Source organism: Alkalicoccus saliphilus (assembly GCF_003044065.1).
Lineage (GTDB): Bacteria > Bacillota > Bacilli > Bacillales > Salisediminibacteriaceae > Alkalicoccus > Alkalicoccus saliphilus.
Genome location: NZ_PZJJ01000017.1, coordinates 44,680 through 59,850 on the forward strand (window position 1 = coordinate 44,680; position 15,171 = coordinate 59,850).

Annotated in this window: 15 protein-coding genes; 2 read left to right on the plus strand and 13 right to left on the minus strand. The window is 47.5% G+C overall.

All coding sequences use genetic code 11. From position 1 onward, the window contains the following. Window positions 1-9: 9 nt before the first annotated feature. The 8 genes from C6Y45_RS10860 to C6Y45_RS10895 form a co-directional block, all read right to left on the minus strand. Complete coding sequence (locus C6Y45_RS10860) at window positions 10-696, minus strand: urease accessory protein UreF (RefSeq protein WP_107585240.1); 687 nt, start codon at window positions 694-696, stop codon at window positions 10-12. Further along, window positions 689-1,135 carry an urease accessory protein UreE gene (gene ureE / locus C6Y45_RS10865; protein WP_107585241.1) on the minus strand — a complete coding sequence of 149 codons (447 nt, stop codon included), beginning with the start codon at window positions 1,133-1,135 and terminating at the stop codon, window positions 689-691. Before ureE ends, C6Y45_RS10860 begins: the two co-directional genes overlap by 8 nt. Window positions 1,136-1,146: 11 nt before the next feature. Next, window positions 1,147-2,856: an urease subunit alpha gene (gene ureC, locus C6Y45_RS10870; RefSeq protein WP_107585242.1), complete on the minus strand. Its 1,710-nt coding sequence runs from the start codon at window positions 2,854-2,856 to the stop codon at window positions 1,147-1,149. A gap of 1 nt (window position 2,857) precedes the next feature. Further along, window positions 2,858-3,178 (minus strand): urease subunit beta, encoded by a 321-nt coding sequence (locus C6Y45_RS10875; RefSeq protein WP_107585243.1) that lies wholly within the window; start codon window positions 3,176-3,178, stop codon window positions 2,858-2,860. 15 nt (window positions 3,179-3,193) lie between these two features. Then, the gene (locus C6Y45_RS10880; protein ID WP_107585244.1) at window positions 3,194-3,496 is read right to left on the minus strand and encodes an urease subunit gamma; all 303 of its coding nucleotides are present in this window, start codon (window positions 3,494-3,496) and stop codon (window positions 3,194-3,196) included. A 177-nt stretch (window positions 3,497-3,673) separates the two neighbouring features. Beyond that, entirely contained in the window at window positions 3,674-3,922 is a 249-nt protein-coding gene (locus C6Y45_RS10885) for a hypothetical protein (RefSeq protein WP_107585245.1), read from the minus strand. A 3-nt stretch (window positions 3,923-3,925) separates the two neighbouring features. Further along, entirely contained in the window at window positions 3,926-5,476 is a 1,551-nt protein-coding gene (locus C6Y45_RS10890; protein ID WP_107585246.1) for a sodium:solute symporter family protein, read from the minus strand. Window positions 5,477-5,796: 320 nt separating this feature from the next. Next, window positions 5,797-6,957, minus strand: coding sequence for a metal ABC transporter solute-binding protein, Zn/Mn family (locus C6Y45_RS10895; protein ID WP_107585247.1), 1,161 nt, complete (start codon window positions 6,955-6,957; stop codon window positions 5,797-5,799). Window positions 6,958-7,132: 175 nt separating this feature from the next. On the opposite strand from C6Y45_RS10895, the gene C6Y45_RS10900 reads away from it, so the two are divergent. Beyond that, the gene (locus tag C6Y45_RS10900; protein ID WP_107585248.1) at window positions 7,133-7,480 is read left to right on the plus strand and encodes a DoxX family protein; all 348 of its coding nucleotides are present in this window, start codon (window positions 7,133-7,135) and stop codon (window positions 7,478-7,480) included. A gap of 93 nt (window positions 7,481-7,573) precedes the next feature. Here the strand turns inward: C6Y45_RS10900 and C6Y45_RS10905 are convergent, their stop codons facing one another. From C6Y45_RS10905 to C6Y45_RS10915, 3 genes are all read right to left on the minus strand, one after another. Beyond that, window positions 7,574-7,924, minus strand: coding sequence for a DUF3846 domain-containing protein (locus C6Y45_RS10905; RefSeq protein ID WP_107585249.1), 351 nt, complete (start codon window positions 7,922-7,924; stop codon window positions 7,574-7,576). A 346-nt stretch (window positions 7,925-8,270) separates the two neighbouring features. Beyond that, on the minus strand, window positions 8,271-9,596 hold the full coding sequence (locus tag C6Y45_RS10910; RefSeq protein WP_107585272.1) for a 6-phospho-alpha-glucosidase: 1,326 nt from the start codon (window positions 9,594-9,596) through the stop codon (window positions 8,271-8,273). A 21-nt stretch (window positions 9,597-9,617) separates the two neighbouring features. After that, on the minus strand, window positions 9,618-11,207 hold the full coding sequence (locus C6Y45_RS10915; protein ID WP_107585250.1) for an alpha-glucoside-specific PTS transporter subunit IIBC: 1,590 nt from the start codon (window positions 11,205-11,207) through the stop codon (window positions 9,618-9,620). Between the two features lie 219 nt (window positions 11,208-11,426). Between C6Y45_RS10915 and C6Y45_RS10920 the strand changes: the two genes are divergently transcribed. Beyond that, on the plus strand, window positions 11,427-12,182 hold the full coding sequence (locus C6Y45_RS10920; protein WP_107585251.1) for a MurR/RpiR family transcriptional regulator: 756 nt from the start codon (window positions 11,427-11,429) through the stop codon (window positions 12,180-12,182). 377 nt (window positions 12,183-12,559) lie between these two features. Here C6Y45_RS10920 and C6Y45_RS10925 read toward each other — a convergent pair whose 3' ends face one another. Continuing rightward, window positions 12,560-13,921: a UDP-N-acetylmuramoyl-tripeptide--D-alanyl-D-alanine ligase gene (locus tag C6Y45_RS10925; RefSeq protein ID WP_107585252.1), complete on the minus strand. Its 1,362-nt coding sequence runs from the start codon at window positions 13,919-13,921 to the stop codon at window positions 12,560-12,562. An 84-nt stretch (window positions 13,922-14,005) separates the two neighbouring features. Continuing rightward, window positions 14,006-15,094 carry a D-alanine--D-alanine ligase gene (locus C6Y45_RS10930; protein ID WP_107585253.1) on the minus strand — a complete coding sequence of 363 codons (1,089 nt, stop codon included), beginning with the start codon at window positions 15,092-15,094 and terminating at the stop codon, window positions 14,006-14,008. Window positions 15,095-15,171 lie beyond the last annotated feature (77 nt).

Below are 15,171 nucleotides of genomic sequence, written 5' to 3' on the forward strand. Positions count from 1 at the left end.
GCCTGTTTTTTAAGACATAAAAATTCGTACATGCAGCCGTTCATGCTGCATCTGCGCTACTTCCAGGCCGGGGCTTACTGCAGCCAGGTCCTCCTCTGAGAGTTTCATAATTTCGTCTGTACTTTTCTCAATTTCCGTCTGGATTTCGACGAGCAGCTTCTGCCCGTCCGTCTGGCCGAGAGGAATTCCCCGGACAGCATTTTGAACAAGGGAATTGAGTGTTGAAAATAAATACGTCTTCACTGCTGTTTGTTTATCTATGCCTAGATGAAATGCTACAGCAGCAAATACGAGAGCAGAGTGGCCGTAGTATCTTTTAGCTTTCATTTCTTTAATGTATTTTTCAAGAATAAAAGAAGGATAAAGGTCATAGCAGAGCCTTGCCATCCGCTCGCCGATCCGCTGGTTGCCGAGCCTTGTTTCTTTGGAGAGGCACGACGCAAAAAGTACTTCGTCCAGTTGAAAAAAACCTGTTTCGTTTTCTGCTTCGAGCGTTTCCCACGCCAGCCGGCAGGCGAGCCCGTCTACATAAACAAGCTGTTTTTCCAAATAAATAAACAAAGCTTCGGAAAATGTCTGTTTGTCTTTAATTACTTCTTCCTGAATGTATGTTTCCAATCCAAAAGAGTGGGAAAAAGCGCCGGAAGGAAAATTGGAATCGCTGAACTGCAGAAGCGGCAGCAGCCGGTCAGTCATGGGAATGTCCGATATGGCGGAAAGCTTTTCTTACCTTCCGCTTTTCTCTTTTATAAGGTATACCCAGCTCTTTAAGCAGTTTTTCTACAAGATAGTCGTATTGAACGAGCATCTCTTCCCCCTCAAACTGGGCCGGCAGATGCCGGTTTCCAAGCTGATGAGCGATATCCCCCATCTGTTGGATCGACACCGGCTGAATTGTCAGCAGATCATCTTTTTTCACGGCTACAACAATCATATTTTTCTCATCCTGAAACAAAATATCTCCATCTGCCAGCTCTTTGTTTTCCTGAAGCCGGATACCGATTTCTTTTCCATGATCCGTCGTCACACGCTGGATTCTTTTCACCAGCTCGTCGCTTTCCATATAAACACGTTCTACATGCGGGGCATGCTCTGCTGCTGTTGCCGTATTTCCCACTACTTTTTCAATTATCATATACTTTCACCTCAAAATAAAAAATATCGCTGGCCCATCGGAACTTCTTCCACCGGGTCACAGATGATGATGTTTCCGTCGACCTTTACTTCATATGTCTGGGGATCGACTTCAATAACAGGTGTCTCTCCATTTAATTTCATCGAAGCTTTCGTAAGATCCCGTGTGTTTTTTACAGGTTTCACTATTTTCTGAAGACCTAATTCCTCCTTCACGCCGGCTTTTTCGCCGGCTTTGGAAACAAACGTAATCGACGTCTGATGTTTCGCTTTTCCAAAAGAGGCAAACATCGGCCGGTACAGCACCGGCTGCGGAGTAGGAATGCTTGCATTTGGATCCCCCATCACACTGTGGGCAATCATTCCCCCCTTTAAAATAAGTTCCGGCTTCACACCAAAAAAAGCGGGGTCCCAAACAACGAGATCTGCAAACTTGCCTTCTTCAATCGAACCGACCTCTTCAGACATTCCGTGAACAATCGCAGGATTAATTGTATATTTGGCGACGTAGCGCTTGACCCGGTTATTGTCTCCAGGTCCTTCATCCCCCGCCATGTTTCCAAACTGTTTTTTCATTTTATCCGCTGTCTGCCACGTACGGCTGATCACTTCTCCTACACGGCCCATCGCCTGGGAATCGGAAGAAATAATACTGAAAACGCCCATGTCGTGAAGAATGTCTTCTGCAGCAATCGTTTCTTTTCGGATACGGGAATCGGCGAAGGCGATATCCTCCGGCACACTCGGATCGAGATGGTGGCACACCATCAGCATATCCATATGCTCCTCCAGCGTATTAACGGTGAAAGGTCTCGTCGGGTTAGTCGAAGAAGGAAGAATGTTCGGTTCTCCAGCCGCCTTAATGATATCCGGTGCGTGACCTCCTCCAGCCCCCTCCGTGTGATACGTATGAATAACACGTCCATCGATAGCTGCAAGTGTATCTTCCACAAAACCACCTTCATTCAGCGTGTCTGTATGTATTGCTACCTGCACGTCATAGTCATCTGCCGTACTCAGACACGCATCGATAGCCGCTGCGGTCGTTCCCCAGTCTTCGTGAAGCTTCAGCCCAACTGCCCCTGCTTCTATCTGCTCAGCCAGTGCCTCTTTTCCTGAACTGTTGCCTTTTCCGAGAAAACCGAGATTCATAGGAAACTCTTCCGCCGCTTCCAGCATACGATGAATGTTCCATTTCCCCGGTGTGCAAGTCGTTGCATTGGTACCGGTTGCGGGTCCTGTCCCCCCGCCCACCATTGTAGTCACTCCGGATGAAAGTGCCGTTTCAATCTGCTGCGGGCTGATAAAATGAATATGTGCATCCATCCCACCGGCAGTAACTATTTTTCCTTCTGCGGCGATAACTTCCGTGGAAGCTCCGATGACAATATCCACATCATCCATCAGCAGTGGATTTCCGGCCTTTCCGATAGTTTTTATCCAACCGTCTTTTACGCCGATATCTGCTTTGTAAATACCGGTGTAGTCCACAATAATGGCATTTGTAAGGACGAGGTCGACGCTTTCCTCCCGCAGAGCGAGCGGATGCTGCCCCATGCCGTCCCGAATGACTTTTCCGCCCCCAAACTTCACTTCGTCTCCGTATACGGCATAATCTTTTTCTATTTCAATAAACAGGTCCGTATCAGCAAGGCGGACAGCATCTCCGGTCGTCGGCCCGAACATATCAGCATACTGCCTCCTGGACATATTAAAACTCATCTTATTCGTCCTCCTTTTTAACAGGACCATTCACTTTGTTCTGAAAGCCGTGAATTTCCCGTTTCCCTGAAAAAGAGACGAGGGCGACATCCTTTTCATCTCCCGGCTCAAAGCGGACAGCCGTTCCGGCCGGAATATTCAGATGTCTGCCGAGAGCCTTTTCCCGGTCAAAATGAAGAAAGTTATTCGCTTCATAAAAATGAAAGTGGGATCCGATCTGTATCGGCCGGTCCCCCCGGTTCAATACCGTTACCTGGACCGGTGTCTTACCGGCGTTGCATACAACCGGGTCTTTTCGTAATTTGTATTCTCCTGGTATCATCCGGGAATCCTCCTCTTATTGTATGGGATTATGTACGGTGACGAGTTTAGTACCGTCGGGAAATGTAGCTTCCACCTGGATATCTTTAATCATTTCCGGAATTCCTTCCATGACGTCTTCTCTCGATAAAAGCGTCGTTCCGAACTGCATCAGCTCCGCGACTGACTTTCCTTCTCTCGCTCCTTCCACCACTTCGTATGTAAGAATAGCTACAGCTTCCGGATAGTTCAGCTTCAGCCCTTTTGCCTGCCGCCTCCTGGCGACATCGGCTGCTGTAACGACGAGCAGCTTTTCCATTTCTCGTGCTGTCAGTTTCATAATCTGTGCTCCTCTCTTCGTAAATTCTGTCACTGCATTCTCAGCCCATTCAGAAACAATAACTTTTTCATGAATTTCCCTCATTTTGTTAAAGACAGAATTGACAGAATATAATTATACTATAAATCGTAGAAAAACAGCGAAGATGCTCCGCTGTTTTTCTATTTCAAATGAAGATTATTCCGATTCTTCCGCAGGTTTTTTCTTTTCCAGATAATATTCCACCCACGGACGGATCGCCGTATAAAGGCCGGCAACTACAAGCCATGTAAAAGCCAGATACGTCCAGCCCGTAAAAAATGCGAGACTGTACGTGTATCCTGTGAGAAACATTATTCCGGGAAACAGAAGGATAAACACAAACGTCAAACCGAATGCCCATCTCGTGCATGTTTTTGCATCTTTCGACAGCTGATTTTCCCTCATTTGTTAAACAACTTCCTTTCTCTGTTCCAGTTCTGGTTTCATTTCTTCCAGTTCTTCATCAAAGCTTTTGAACTCATCTTTCATCGCTTCAAAATCAAAATTTTCATTCGCAAGCAGGGAATGTCCTATCGCAATCGTTCCGCTGACAGCAAATACCGTCACGTTACCAGCAAGCATAACTTCCAGCTGCCCGAGAGTGGCTACACCGATATAACCGTAGGAGAAGTAGGCCGTAAGCATCCAGACACTTACCCCCGAAATCATCCCGAGAAGTGCCCCGTAGAAACACCCGGTATTCGTAGCTCTTTTGGAAAGAAGCCCGAGTGTCAGCGGTATAACTGCCCCGCTCACGAAAATCCCCATTGCCATATAAACAAATCCGAGGCCAATACCGATCTGGAAGAGAAGGACAGACAAAACACCCATCCCCAGACCGAAGCTCAGCATAACAATCCGGGAAACCTTCAGCGTTTTCGCACTTCCGGCAAGTGGATTGATCGATTTGCGGTAAATATCTGTCACAATAATATTTGTAATAGCTGTCAGTTCAGCTGCCCCTGTCGACATAACTGCCATGAACAGCATCACAAGAAACATAATGGAACCGACGGATCCAAGAAGATGGGCTGCCATCATCGGCGCCGAAGCATCCGGGTCTGTGATGTTTAATCCGAGGCCCGCAGCGGTGACACCAAGGAATGTTGCAATCGCAAATGGTATGGCAAACCATGCCAGTCCTCCGTAAATATAAGCTTTGGATGCAGCACTGTCTTTACTCGCAATTGCCCGCTGCCAGTAGGACTGGTCCACGAACACCGTTCCGAAATTACCGATAATGTTAATCATTCCAAACATCAGCCCCGGAATGGAAGCCATGGTAATCATCTGTGTCGATTCCGGCATGGAAGCAAGGCCTTCATAGACCGTTGTCACACCGAACTGAAGATAAACAGCTGTTGCAAAAACGGTAAGTATAACGAAGATCATCACTGTATTTAAGTAGTCGGCAATGAAAGAAGCCTTCAAACCACCTATCATTGTGTAAATGGTAAAAGTGAGCGGAATAAGAAAAGCCGCCGCATATATGTTCATTCCAGTCAACGAGTTCAGCGCAATGGCGCCCCCGAGAATAACCATTGATGTCACGATAATATTTGTCATCAGCGCAAACATCATCATCAGCTTATGATTCTTTTTATCAAACCTTTTCCCGATAAACTCCAGAAAAGTATGGGCTTTCGGCGCTTTCTTTTTTAGGTGGATGGCAACAATCGCAAACAGCAGAACCTGAATACAGGCACCGGCTGCGTACCAGTATGGTCCGCTGATACCGTACTGAAAGCCTGTCGAAGAAGACATCATCAACGTAGCAGCCCACGTCCAGGCGGCAATAATTGAAGCACTGGCCAGACCGACTCCCACATTCCTTCCGGCGGTACTGAACTGCTCTGCCGTCATTTTCGTTTTGCGGCGATACTGCATTACAAGTGTAAGACCGATAAAAAAGACTCCGAAAAATAACAAAATCATGTAGCCTGTCATAGGGGTTAACATTGGTTTCCTCCTGCTCCGATTTCCAGTCTGTTTTTTCAGAACTGTTAGATTATTTACGATGTTGCTTAGTATACAAAGGCTTTTTAATCCCTACAAACGTTTTGTGAGGTTTTTTTACAGGCTTTTTTTGTATGAAAATTCCTTTTATTCCAGCAGTAAACGCTTACAATAAATCCCTTTAAAAAGCTGTATCGCCTGGGCGTAAAGGGGCAGAGCATCATCAGAGAACTCATGGTCGAAATTGTTTTTCTTTCCCCAAAAAAGGGGACGGGGGTACACATAAAAAAAGCCTCCTTTTAATGAAAAAAGGAGGTCTGATCTTATTTTAATGCCTTTTCTAATGTTTTAATGTTCCCCTTCATCAATTCCACATAGCCTTTCTCTTCTTCCCGCTGTTCTTCTGTTAAAGCTTCCATGTTATCAAAATACAGTCTCTCTGCTCCGATTTCATCGACGAGCATATCTGCAGCAGGGATCGAGTAGTTGCGTTCAAAAACGATATATTCGATATTTTTTTCCTCGGCTGTTGCAATCAGCTTCTGCATCTCCTGCTGGGATGGTTCGTTCAAGGGGGAAAAGCCGGTGACAGGCACCTGCTCAAATCCATACCGGTCCGCCCAGTACGTATAGCCGGCGTGTGCAGTAAACAGTTCTTCCCTCTCGGCTCTCTCTGCTACGGTCTGAAAACGTTCATCCAGTTCTTCCAGGTCCGTTTTCAACTCCGCGAAGTTCTCTCTGAAAAATTCCTCCTCTTCCGGCTTCAGTTCAATCAAGGCTTCCTGAATGTTTTCAGCCAGCTGGATCGACCGGATGGGATCGATAAACACATGAGGATCCCCCGGGCCGTGATGATCTTCATCGTTATGATCGTGCGCATGGCCGTTGTTGTCATGCGAATGGCTGTGGTTCTCCTCGTGGGAATGATTTTCGTCATTATGTGAATGAGCATGTTCTTTATCGTTGTGTGAATGATCATGGTTGTGTTCGTGCGAATGACCGTGATTGTGGTCATTTTCATCATGCGCATGATCATGGCTGTGTTCATGGTCATGCGGGTGGGAGTGGGAAGATCCGTCGATAAATTCAATGCCTTCTGATGCTTCGACCATTTTCACATCCTCATCTTCCAGTACCTCTACCGCCGTATCAATGAATCCTTCCATTCCTCCACCGCTGTAAATAAAGGCATCCGCATCGGAAAGTTCCATCATTAAACGCATCGGGGGTTCGTATGTATGGGCATCCACTCCGGGAGGAATTATGTTTTCAACATCCACATGGTCCTGCCCGATTTTATTGATAAAATCCTCCAGTGCAAATATCGTCGTATGTATCTCAAGTGGAGCCGCTTCTTCAAAATCAGCACTCTGTGCCTGTACCTCCCCTTTCTCATCCGGTTCATTTGTTTCGTTGTTTCCTGCAGTCCCGCATGCTGAAAGTAGAAGAAGTCCTGCTCCTGACATAAACAAAAATGGTTTCATTTCCCCGCTCCTCCCACCTTTCAAGAATATGTTTTACATCGTACTCTTTTTTGAAAATGGAAGTCAAGAAAATAAGTGAAAGTGTACTGGGGCCATTCATATATAGATAAGGTTTGGAATAGGTTAAAAAAGGGATTAAGAACTAAACAATATGCGAGATAAAGGGGGAATGCACATGGAATTATTGTCGATTCTCTCACAGCTGATTATTGCGGTATCAATTATCATTGTCTGGGTATTCCGCTTCGACAACATCGTCAAAGAATTTAAGCAGTACGGTTTGTCAGACTTAACCCGTAATTCTGTCGGCGCTGTCAAAATTGCTTTATCCACACTTCTCGTAACTGCAATCTGGTACCCTTCTCCCGTCGTGATTCCTGCCCTCTTTATGGCATTTTTAATGGCTTGTGCCCAGGCAGCTCATTTTAAAGTTAAGAATCCCTGGAGCAAACACGCTCCCTCCCTCATTCTTTTAATTCTATCTCTTTTTGTTGCTGCTTATCACAGTGGTATTTTTGGATAAACTTAAAAAAGGACAGCAGCTGAGCTTCCCGCTGCCGTCCCTGAAAAATAAAATCCCCGCCGGATCAACCGGTGGGGATTTTCAGCTTTTACTTTAGTAGTTTACAGCAGTCAGCTTTTCGCCGTCCACTTCCACTTCTTCTGTGATTTCTTTGAACTTTTTGATCTGGTCGTCGTTCAGGGCGATCGTTTTTGTCCCGTCTGTTCCAGTAATCGCTACCGGGCCGTGTACGTAATCGCCAAGCTCTCCTTCATGACGGAGAACAAGTCTTTTCTCCTGGTTAAGAAGGGCTGCCTTCGGGTTTTTCCAGAGGACGATATTTTCCGGAAGATACAGTGCTTCCGGCGGTCCTTCTACAAGTCCCGTCAGCGTGTCGAGATCGAATTTGTCGAGCTGCTTTTCTTCAAAACCTTTTTCTTTATCTGTGAGATACAAAATTGTCATAGTCTCATCTCCTTCTGCGTTTTTATCGCTTCCTCTTGTGCTTTAACCTTTTTGGAGAGGGATAAAACCCAAAATTATTATTAAGCCTTTTCATAGAAAACATACAGGGGCTTTTAATCATTATAAGCGTCTGTTTTGTCAGTATAGGCAGTCGTTTTGTCATTATAACCGCCTGATTAATCATTAGAGGCTCTTTAAATCATTAGGACCGGTCCTTTAATCATTATAAAGAGACCGGGACGTAGTTTTAATCATTACATCCTCCGAATTAATCAGCAGCCGGTCTCTCCCACCTAAAAAAAGCTGGCTTCTCCCTCAGGAGCAGCCGGCTTTTTTTCTATTCATCCTAGCTCAGTTCCGGCCAGTAGCCTTTGTTTGCTTCCTGCAGATCTTCCAGAATGTCCTTTGCCACCTGGGCGCTCGGAACAATGCGGGAAAGTGTGAGAGCCTGCCACAGTTTCTGGGAGGATTTTTCGTGCCACGCTTCAACGACTAGTTTCTCGACAGCTACCTGCTGCTCCATCAGGCCTTTTTGGAACCGTGGGATTTCTCCCTGTACGAGCGGCTCCGGACCGTTGCTTCCGACGATACACGGTACTTCAACCATCGCTGTCGGCTCGAAGTTGCTGATCGCTCCGTTGTTTTCCACAATCAGCAGCATGCGCTCCTTCGTGTTGTAGGCAATGGCGCGGGCAAGGTCGACGATGTAGGACGCGTGCTCGTCGATGTGAAGAGCAGATTCCGCCGCTGTACCTTTTTCAATAATTTTGCGGCATTCACCGAATACAAACTTTTCTCTTCCTTCCATTACTTCGTTCGCCCGTGTTTTTTCCGGGTTGGAATGAGCTACCTCATAGTCCGGGTAGAAATAATACTTCAAGTACGTGTTCGGCACGGTGGATGGATCGAGTGCCTGGATGTCTTTTGCTTTCGCAAACGTGTTGTTCCAGCTTTCGTCTGCGTGCTGCAGAGACTGGTCTTCCGTTACGTAGCCGAATTTGGAGACGTGCTCCCGGATACGCGGCAGAAGATCGTTTCCTTCCTTGTCCCGGATACCGGTCCACCAGCCGAAATGATTCAGTCCGTAGTAATCAACTTCCATTTCCTTGCGGCTTTCCAGGCCGATGGCGGATGCCATAAGCTCTTCGATGCCGATCGGCATGTCACAGATGTTAAGAATTTTTGAATTTGGACGAAGTTTCCGCGTGGCTTCTGCGACGATAGCGGCCGGATTGGAATAGTTCAGGAACCAGGCTTCCGGCGAGTATTTTTCCATGTAATCCACAAGCTGCAGCACGTCCCCAATGGAGCGCATACCGTAGGCCATACCGCCCGGTCCGCACGTTTCCTGGCCGACCACGCCGTGTTTCAACGGAATTTTTTCGTCTTTTTCGCGCATCGCGTATTTTCCACTGCGGATGTGCGCCATGACGAAATCGATGTCAGAGAAGGCTTCTTCCGGATCTGTCGTTTCGGTGAAGCGGATGTCCGGTGCTTTTTCTTTCAAAATAATCCGGCAGGCACCGGCAATGGTTTTCTGCCGGTCCTCATCGTTGTCAAAAAACTTAATCTGATCGATCGGGAGTTTTTCCAGGTTATCAAGGAGCATCAGCACTATGCCTGGTGTAAAAGTACTTCCGCCGCCTGCAATAGTAATCGAGTGTTTTTTCATCATTAACATCCTCCTGTTATTTTAATTTTCATCAATAAACGCTTCAATAGAATCTCTTACCTGGGGTACGGACAGTCCGACGATGACCTGAATGCTCTGGCCGTTCTGCACGAGTCCGTGTGCTTCCCCGTTGTTTTTGAAGTAGTCCGAATCCTTCACCTGTTCCGGATCTTTTACGGTTACCCGGAGTCTTGTCGCACAGTTGGTAACGTCGGTGATGTTATCCACCCCGCCGAGGCCTTCCAGAAACGCAGCGGCTCTCCGGTCGTAGTCACTTGCAAATGCAGCCGGCTCTGCCTTCCCGCCTTCTTTTTCTGCCCGGTAATCGGCTTTTGTGTAAAGCTTCGTTTCCTGGTTGTCGTCTTTTTCCCGTCCAGGCAGTGCAAAATCAAATTTCACGATCAGCCAGCGGAAAAGGAAAAAGTAAATAACGGTGAATGCCACTCCGATGACGATCTGGGCGAGATACACATCCCAGTGGTTCCCCATAAGCGGGATCCAGTTTGTTGTGGCAATTTCAATCAGTCCGCCTCCCTGGTTACCGACCAGGCCGAACGCACTCTGCAGTGTAACCATTGTGGCTCCAAGAAGTGCGTGCAGTAAAAACAGCAGCGGCGCAATGAAAAGGAACGTGAATTCCAGCGGCTCGGTAATTCCTGCAACGACCGCCGTCAGTGTTGCTGCGAGAAGAAGTGCTCCTACCTGCTTTTTCTTTTCGGAACGTGCCGTTGAATAGATGGCAAGGGCAATACCGATCGAACCGAACATTTTAATGTTCCCTTGTAAAAGGAAAGCTCCTCCTTCCCACTGTTCGCGGAGCGGCGTATCGGACGCTGCAAATTCACCGAGGCGGGATACCCAGTTGGCTGTAATTCCACCATCTACTACTGCCGGGCCGAACTGGAACGGCGTGTAAATAAAGTGGTGAAGCCCGGTTGGAATTAAAATCCGCTCCAAAAAGTGGAACAGCCAGACACCAACGTACCCGGAGGCGATCATGAAGCCCTGCAGCGAACCGATGCCGTCCTGTACCATCGGCCATACCCACGCTGTTAGAAACGCCAGCGGGATCATGACGAAGAAAGAAATCATGACGATAAACGGTCCGCCTTGGAAAATCCCGAGAGCATCAGGAAGTTTTTTGTCGTAATAGCGGTTATGGAGCCAGATCGTAATACCTGAAATTACAATTGCACCCATAATGTTTGTATCGAGTGTAAGGATACCTGCAATTTCTGTTAAACCGGTTCCGTTCACTCCTTCGCTAATATCGACACCGAAAGCCGGCCCCCATATATCAAGAATTGAGTTGATAAACGTGTTATACATTAAGTAGGCAACGACAGCGGCGAGTGTGGCTCGTCCTGCTGCTTTCTTTGCCAGAGAGATTGGAAGCCCGATAACAAACACGAGCTCCATATGGTTAAATACGGTCCACCCCGTATTTTCCATGAAAGTCCAGATCTGATACCAGAGACCGTCCGGATCTGCCAGTCCTCCCATAATCTGCTCATTTTTAAACAGTGTAGCAAGCCCGACAACTATCCCGAAAAACGGAAAGAGCAGCACCGGCACAATCATCGCGCTCCCGAACCTTCGAATGGCATTCATCATTATTTCTCCACCGCCTTATGCGTAGTTTGTGTGATCGATTTCATTTTATGCTTTCAGCGTACATCTGAAAGTGCTTACACTCAATACGCTCAAGGCATCGAGGGAAAGAAACGGTAACTCTGGACAATGTTTCAGAAGACGGGAATTTTCCCAGCTTTCCAACAACAATGCTATACTGAACAGGAGGACCATCTATGTACAACAGGAGGAAACACCATGTCTTTAGAGGAACTGATCAACACGCATTACGACAAATTGAATGACAACGATATGCATGTGCTGAAATACATTCTGAATAATAAAAACACGTGCCGGAATATGGGTATTAATGAACTGGCCGAGGCATCGCTTGCTTCCCGTTCCTCGATCCACCGCCTTACGAAAAAGCTCGGATTCAGCGGATACAGCGAATTTAAAGTGTTTTTAAAGTGGGAAGAAAATAATGAACAAGACACCGGAGATCACATGCAGGTGCTAAAAAACGACATTCAGGTCACATTAAAAAACATTGCGGCGCTTAACTTTGACCCGATCTGCGAAAAGCTGTACACGGCCGGTCGTATTTTTATCTACGGAACAGGAACCGCCCAGCTCACCTGTGCACGGGAGGCGCAGCGGCTGTTTGCCCTGCAGCAGACCTTTGTGACAATTATTTACGACGAGGTGGAGTTTGAGGCGATGCTGAAAGCGATGGCGCCGGATGACGTGGTGATTATTATTTCCCTTTCCGGGGACACGCCGAGTCTCATTCCCCAGGTGCAGCAGCTCACAGCCCGTGGCATCACATTTTTATCGATTACAAACTTGAAAAACAACACGCTCGCCCAGATGTCCCCTTTCAGCATTTATGCGGCGACAAGCCTTTCCTACTCCAAAAGTGGAGAAGAAATTGTTTCGTTTATTCCTTTTACCATCGCAGTGGAAGCACTTTTCCGACGATTTATTTTATACAGGGAAGCAAAAGAGAAATAGGGGAAACATAAATAAGGCTCAGAACCGATGGCGGTTCTGAGCCTTATTTGTGTCAGCGATTTGTTGAATAATGGAGCATAACTACTGGGGGATTTTCCTGTAACAAGCCGCCCATCCGCTGAAAATAGTGTTTTTTGTTGTGCTGCAGGATAGGAAAGTGGATCGTGATGGGCAATTCTACCAAACTCTCGTGGAATTCTCCCATGCTACCCTCGGAATACTTTCATCCTCTCCAGTATTTCTGCCAACTTTCTAGTTAATTATTCCAATTTAGGATAATAATACCAACTGAGTTAATTTTTCTACCAGCTTCGTTCGCAATTCTACCAGCTTCCAAGGTCTCCCCGCCCGTGTAGAAATAGGAGGAAGAGATGTTTTTATTGAATAACTGCCTCTACAACTTCCTCAAGCTTCACCGCGCGGGACCCTTTGACAAGGATGATATCTCCGTCGGCCGTCTTTTCCTGAAGTGCACGGATCAGCTCCTGCTTGTCTTCGTAAGCTGCTACCCGGTCTTCCGGAAAATGCACGGCAGCTCCGTCGGCAATTTTTCTGCCGAGCCGTCCGAACGTAAAGACGCAGTCGATTTTTCCAGGATCAATGCTCTCCCCTGTTTCAAAGTGGAACGTATTTTCATTTTCCCCGAGCTCCAGCATATCTGCCAATACAACGATCTTTTTGCGGTACCCTTCCAGATCCTGCAGCAGGCGCACCGCTGCTTTCATGGACGTCGGGCTTGCATTGTAGGCATCGTTAATGACTGTAACGCCATTCGTCCCTTCCACAAGTTCGGTACGCATCCCTGTTACTGTTAACAGCTTGAGGCCTTTTTTAATGGATTCAGCCGGCACATCGAACTGCCGGGCAGCCGCCATAGCCGCGAGTGCATTATGAATGTTGTGGCTTCCGAGCACCGGAATAAAAAACCTTTCGTCCGGTTCCTGATTTACCGTAAAATGCGTGCCGTCCTTCTGCTGCTCCGATGCAAGCGGATGGTAATCGTTTGTGTCCGCCTGACCGAACGTTACTACATGAAAGCCGCTGCGGGCTGTTTTTTCGGTAAGCAGCGGCTCCTCTCCGGGGATAATGAGCGTGCCGTTCTTTTTCAGGCCGGCGGTAATTTCAAACTTTGCTTCCGAAATACCTTCACGGGAGCCGAGATCCTGCAGATGGGACTCACCGATATTTGTAATAATCGCTGCCTCTGGTTCCGCAATTCGGGAAAGCAGCTCAATTTCTCCTCTCCCGCTCATGCCCATTTCCAGTACCGCTATTTCGGTATCTTCTTCCAGTGCCAGTACGGTCAGCGGCAGACCGATATGGTTGTTGTAGTTACCGATCGTTTTCTGCACTTTGTATGTCGTACCGAGCACAGAAGCGACCATATCCTTCGTTGTCGTTTTCCCGTTACTTCCAGTGATACCGATCACTTTCGCAGGGATTGATGCTAAATAGTTTTTGGCAAGGTCCTGAAGGGCGTGAAGTGTATCGTCGACGTAGACAACCGGAAGATTTTCCGGCGGAGGTGTTTCTTTCTTTCCCCACAGCGCGGCTGCCGCCCCATTTTCCAGAGCTTTTTCCGCAAAGTGGTGACCGTTGAAGTTTTCTCCGGAAATCGGTACAAACAGACTGCCTTTTTGAATAGTACGCGTATCGGTGGAAACACCACGGATTTCAGCAGAGCCGGAAGCCTCGCCGCCGGTCCACGATGCGATTTTTTCCAATGTTGTTCGGATCATTTCATTCTCTCCTTTGAGGTCTGTATTTCCTGATTGCTGCAAAAGAAGGCTGGCCCGCTGTGGAGCCAACCTGTAGAGAGCTTTTTAAAACGTATGCTTGATTTTCTGCTTTTCTTCGAAACGTTCCATGCCGAGCTGGACAAGTTTTTCGATCAGCTCCGGATACTCGAGGCCGGCTTTCTGCCAGAGCATCGGGAACATGCTGACCGGAGTGAAACCGGGCATTGTATTGATCTCGTTCATAAGGACTTTCCCGTCTTTTGTCAGGAAGAAATCCGCCCGCACAAGCCCGGTACAGTCAATTGCCTTGAACGACTCCACCGCTACCTGCTGAATGCGGCTGTATTCGTCTTCGGTAATATCCGCCGGAATAATCAGGCCGGTGCTGCCGTCTTCGTATTTCGCCTTATAATCATAAAAACCTGTTTCCGGTACGATTTCACCGACGACAGAACACTTCGGCTCGTCATTACCAAGAACGGCGATTTCCACTTCCCGGCCGTCAATACCTTCTTCAATGATGACTTTCCGGTCGTATTCAAAGGCGATGCGGAACGCTTCAGCGAGCTCGGTGCGGTCTTCTGCTTTGCTGATACCGACACTTGAGCCGAGGTTCGCCGGTTTGACGAAGCACGGATAGCCGAGCTTTTCTTCTACGTTTTTGTAGGCTGTTTCCGCGTCTCTTTCCCAGTCACGGCGCAGATACCAGACATATTCCGGCTGTGAGATGCCTGCCTGCTCATAAATGTTTTTCATCATCACTTTGTCCATTCCCGCAGCGGATGCGAGAACTCCGTTACCGACGTAAGGAATATTCAGAAGTTCCAGCAGTCCCTGCACCGTCCCGTCTTCTCCGTTTGGTCCGTGAAGCAGCGGGAAGACCACGTCAAACTTGCCGCTGCCGCTCTGGTTTTCACCGGCAGGAAAAATCTCTGAGTTAAGCGCCGTCGGTGATACCGCGGTGCCATTTTCTTTCAGCCGCAGCTTCTGCACATCTTCCACCGGTGCCTGAAGCTCTTCTCCGCGGACCCACTCTCCTTCTTCCGTTATGTATATCGGGTGTACTTCATACTTGGAAAGATCGAGTGCTTTAATGACCGCTTTTGCTGTCTGCAGTGACACTTGATGTTCGGCTGATTTGCCGCCGTATAATAGTCCGAGCTTTGTCTTCATAATTCGCCTCCATGTTTGTTTATCCTTACTCATTGTACCATTTTCATCCCTTATAAAAACATAAAAATCACGTCATT

What these genes read in the sequence shown, in the direction of transcription:
- C6Y45_RS10885 (WP_107585245.1), bottom strand. Translation starts at nt 3,922, where the DNA reads ATGAGGGAAAATCAGCTGTCGAAAGATGCAAAAACATGCACGAGATGG.
- C6Y45_RS10895 (WP_107585247.1), bottom strand. Translation starts at nt 6,957, where the DNA reads ATGAAACCATTTTTGTTTATGTCAGGAGCAGGACTTCTTCTACTTTCA.
- ureE (WP_107585241.1), bottom strand. Translation starts at nt 1,135, where the DNA reads ATGATAATTGAAAAAGTAGTGGGAAATACGGCAACAGCAGCAGAGCAT.
- C6Y45_RS10875 (WP_107585243.1), bottom strand. Translation starts at nt 3,178, where the DNA reads ATGATACCAGGAGAATACAAATTACGAAAAGACCCGGTTGTATGCAAC.
- ureC (WP_107585242.1), bottom strand. Translation starts at nt 2,856, where the DNA reads ATGAGTTTTAATATGTCCAGGAGGCAGTATGCTGATATGTTCGGGCCG.
- C6Y45_RS10910 (WP_107585272.1), bottom strand. Translation starts at nt 9,596, where the DNA reads ATGAAAAAACACTCGATTACTATTGCAGGCGGCGGAAGTACTTTTACA.
- C6Y45_RS10905 (WP_107585249.1), bottom strand. Translation starts at nt 7,924, where the DNA reads ATGACAATTTTGTATCTCACAGATAAAGAAAAAGGTTTTGAAGAAAAG.
- C6Y45_RS10890 (WP_107585246.1), bottom strand. Translation starts at nt 5,476, where the DNA reads ATGTTAACCCCTATGACAGGCTACATGATTTTGTTATTTTTCGGAGTC.
- C6Y45_RS10860 (WP_107585240.1), bottom strand. Translation starts at nt 696, where the DNA reads ATGACTGACCGGCTGCTGCCGCTTCTGCAGTTCAGCGATTCCAATTTT.
- C6Y45_RS10920 (WP_107585251.1), top strand. Translation starts at nt 11,427, where the DNA reads ATGTCTTTAGAGGAACTGATCAACACGCATTACGACAAATTGAATGAC.
- C6Y45_RS10880 (WP_107585244.1), bottom strand. Translation starts at nt 3,496, where the DNA reads ATGAAACTGACAGCACGAGAAATGGAAAAGCTGCTCGTCGTTACAGCA.
- C6Y45_RS10900 (WP_107585248.1), top strand. Translation starts at nt 7,133, where the DNA reads ATGGAATTATTGTCGATTCTCTCACAGCTGATTATTGCGGTATCAATT.
- C6Y45_RS10915 (WP_107585250.1), bottom strand. Translation starts at nt 11,207, where the DNA reads ATGAATGCCATTCGAAGGTTCGGGAGCGCGATGATTGTGCCGGTGCTG.
- C6Y45_RS10925 (WP_107585252.1), bottom strand. Translation starts at nt 13,921, where the DNA reads ATGATCCGAACAACATTGGAAAAAATCGCATCGTGGACCGGCGGCGAG.
- C6Y45_RS10930 (WP_107585253.1), bottom strand. Translation starts at nt 15,094, where the DNA reads ATGAAGACAAAGCTCGGACTATTATACGGCGGCAAATCAGCCGAACAT.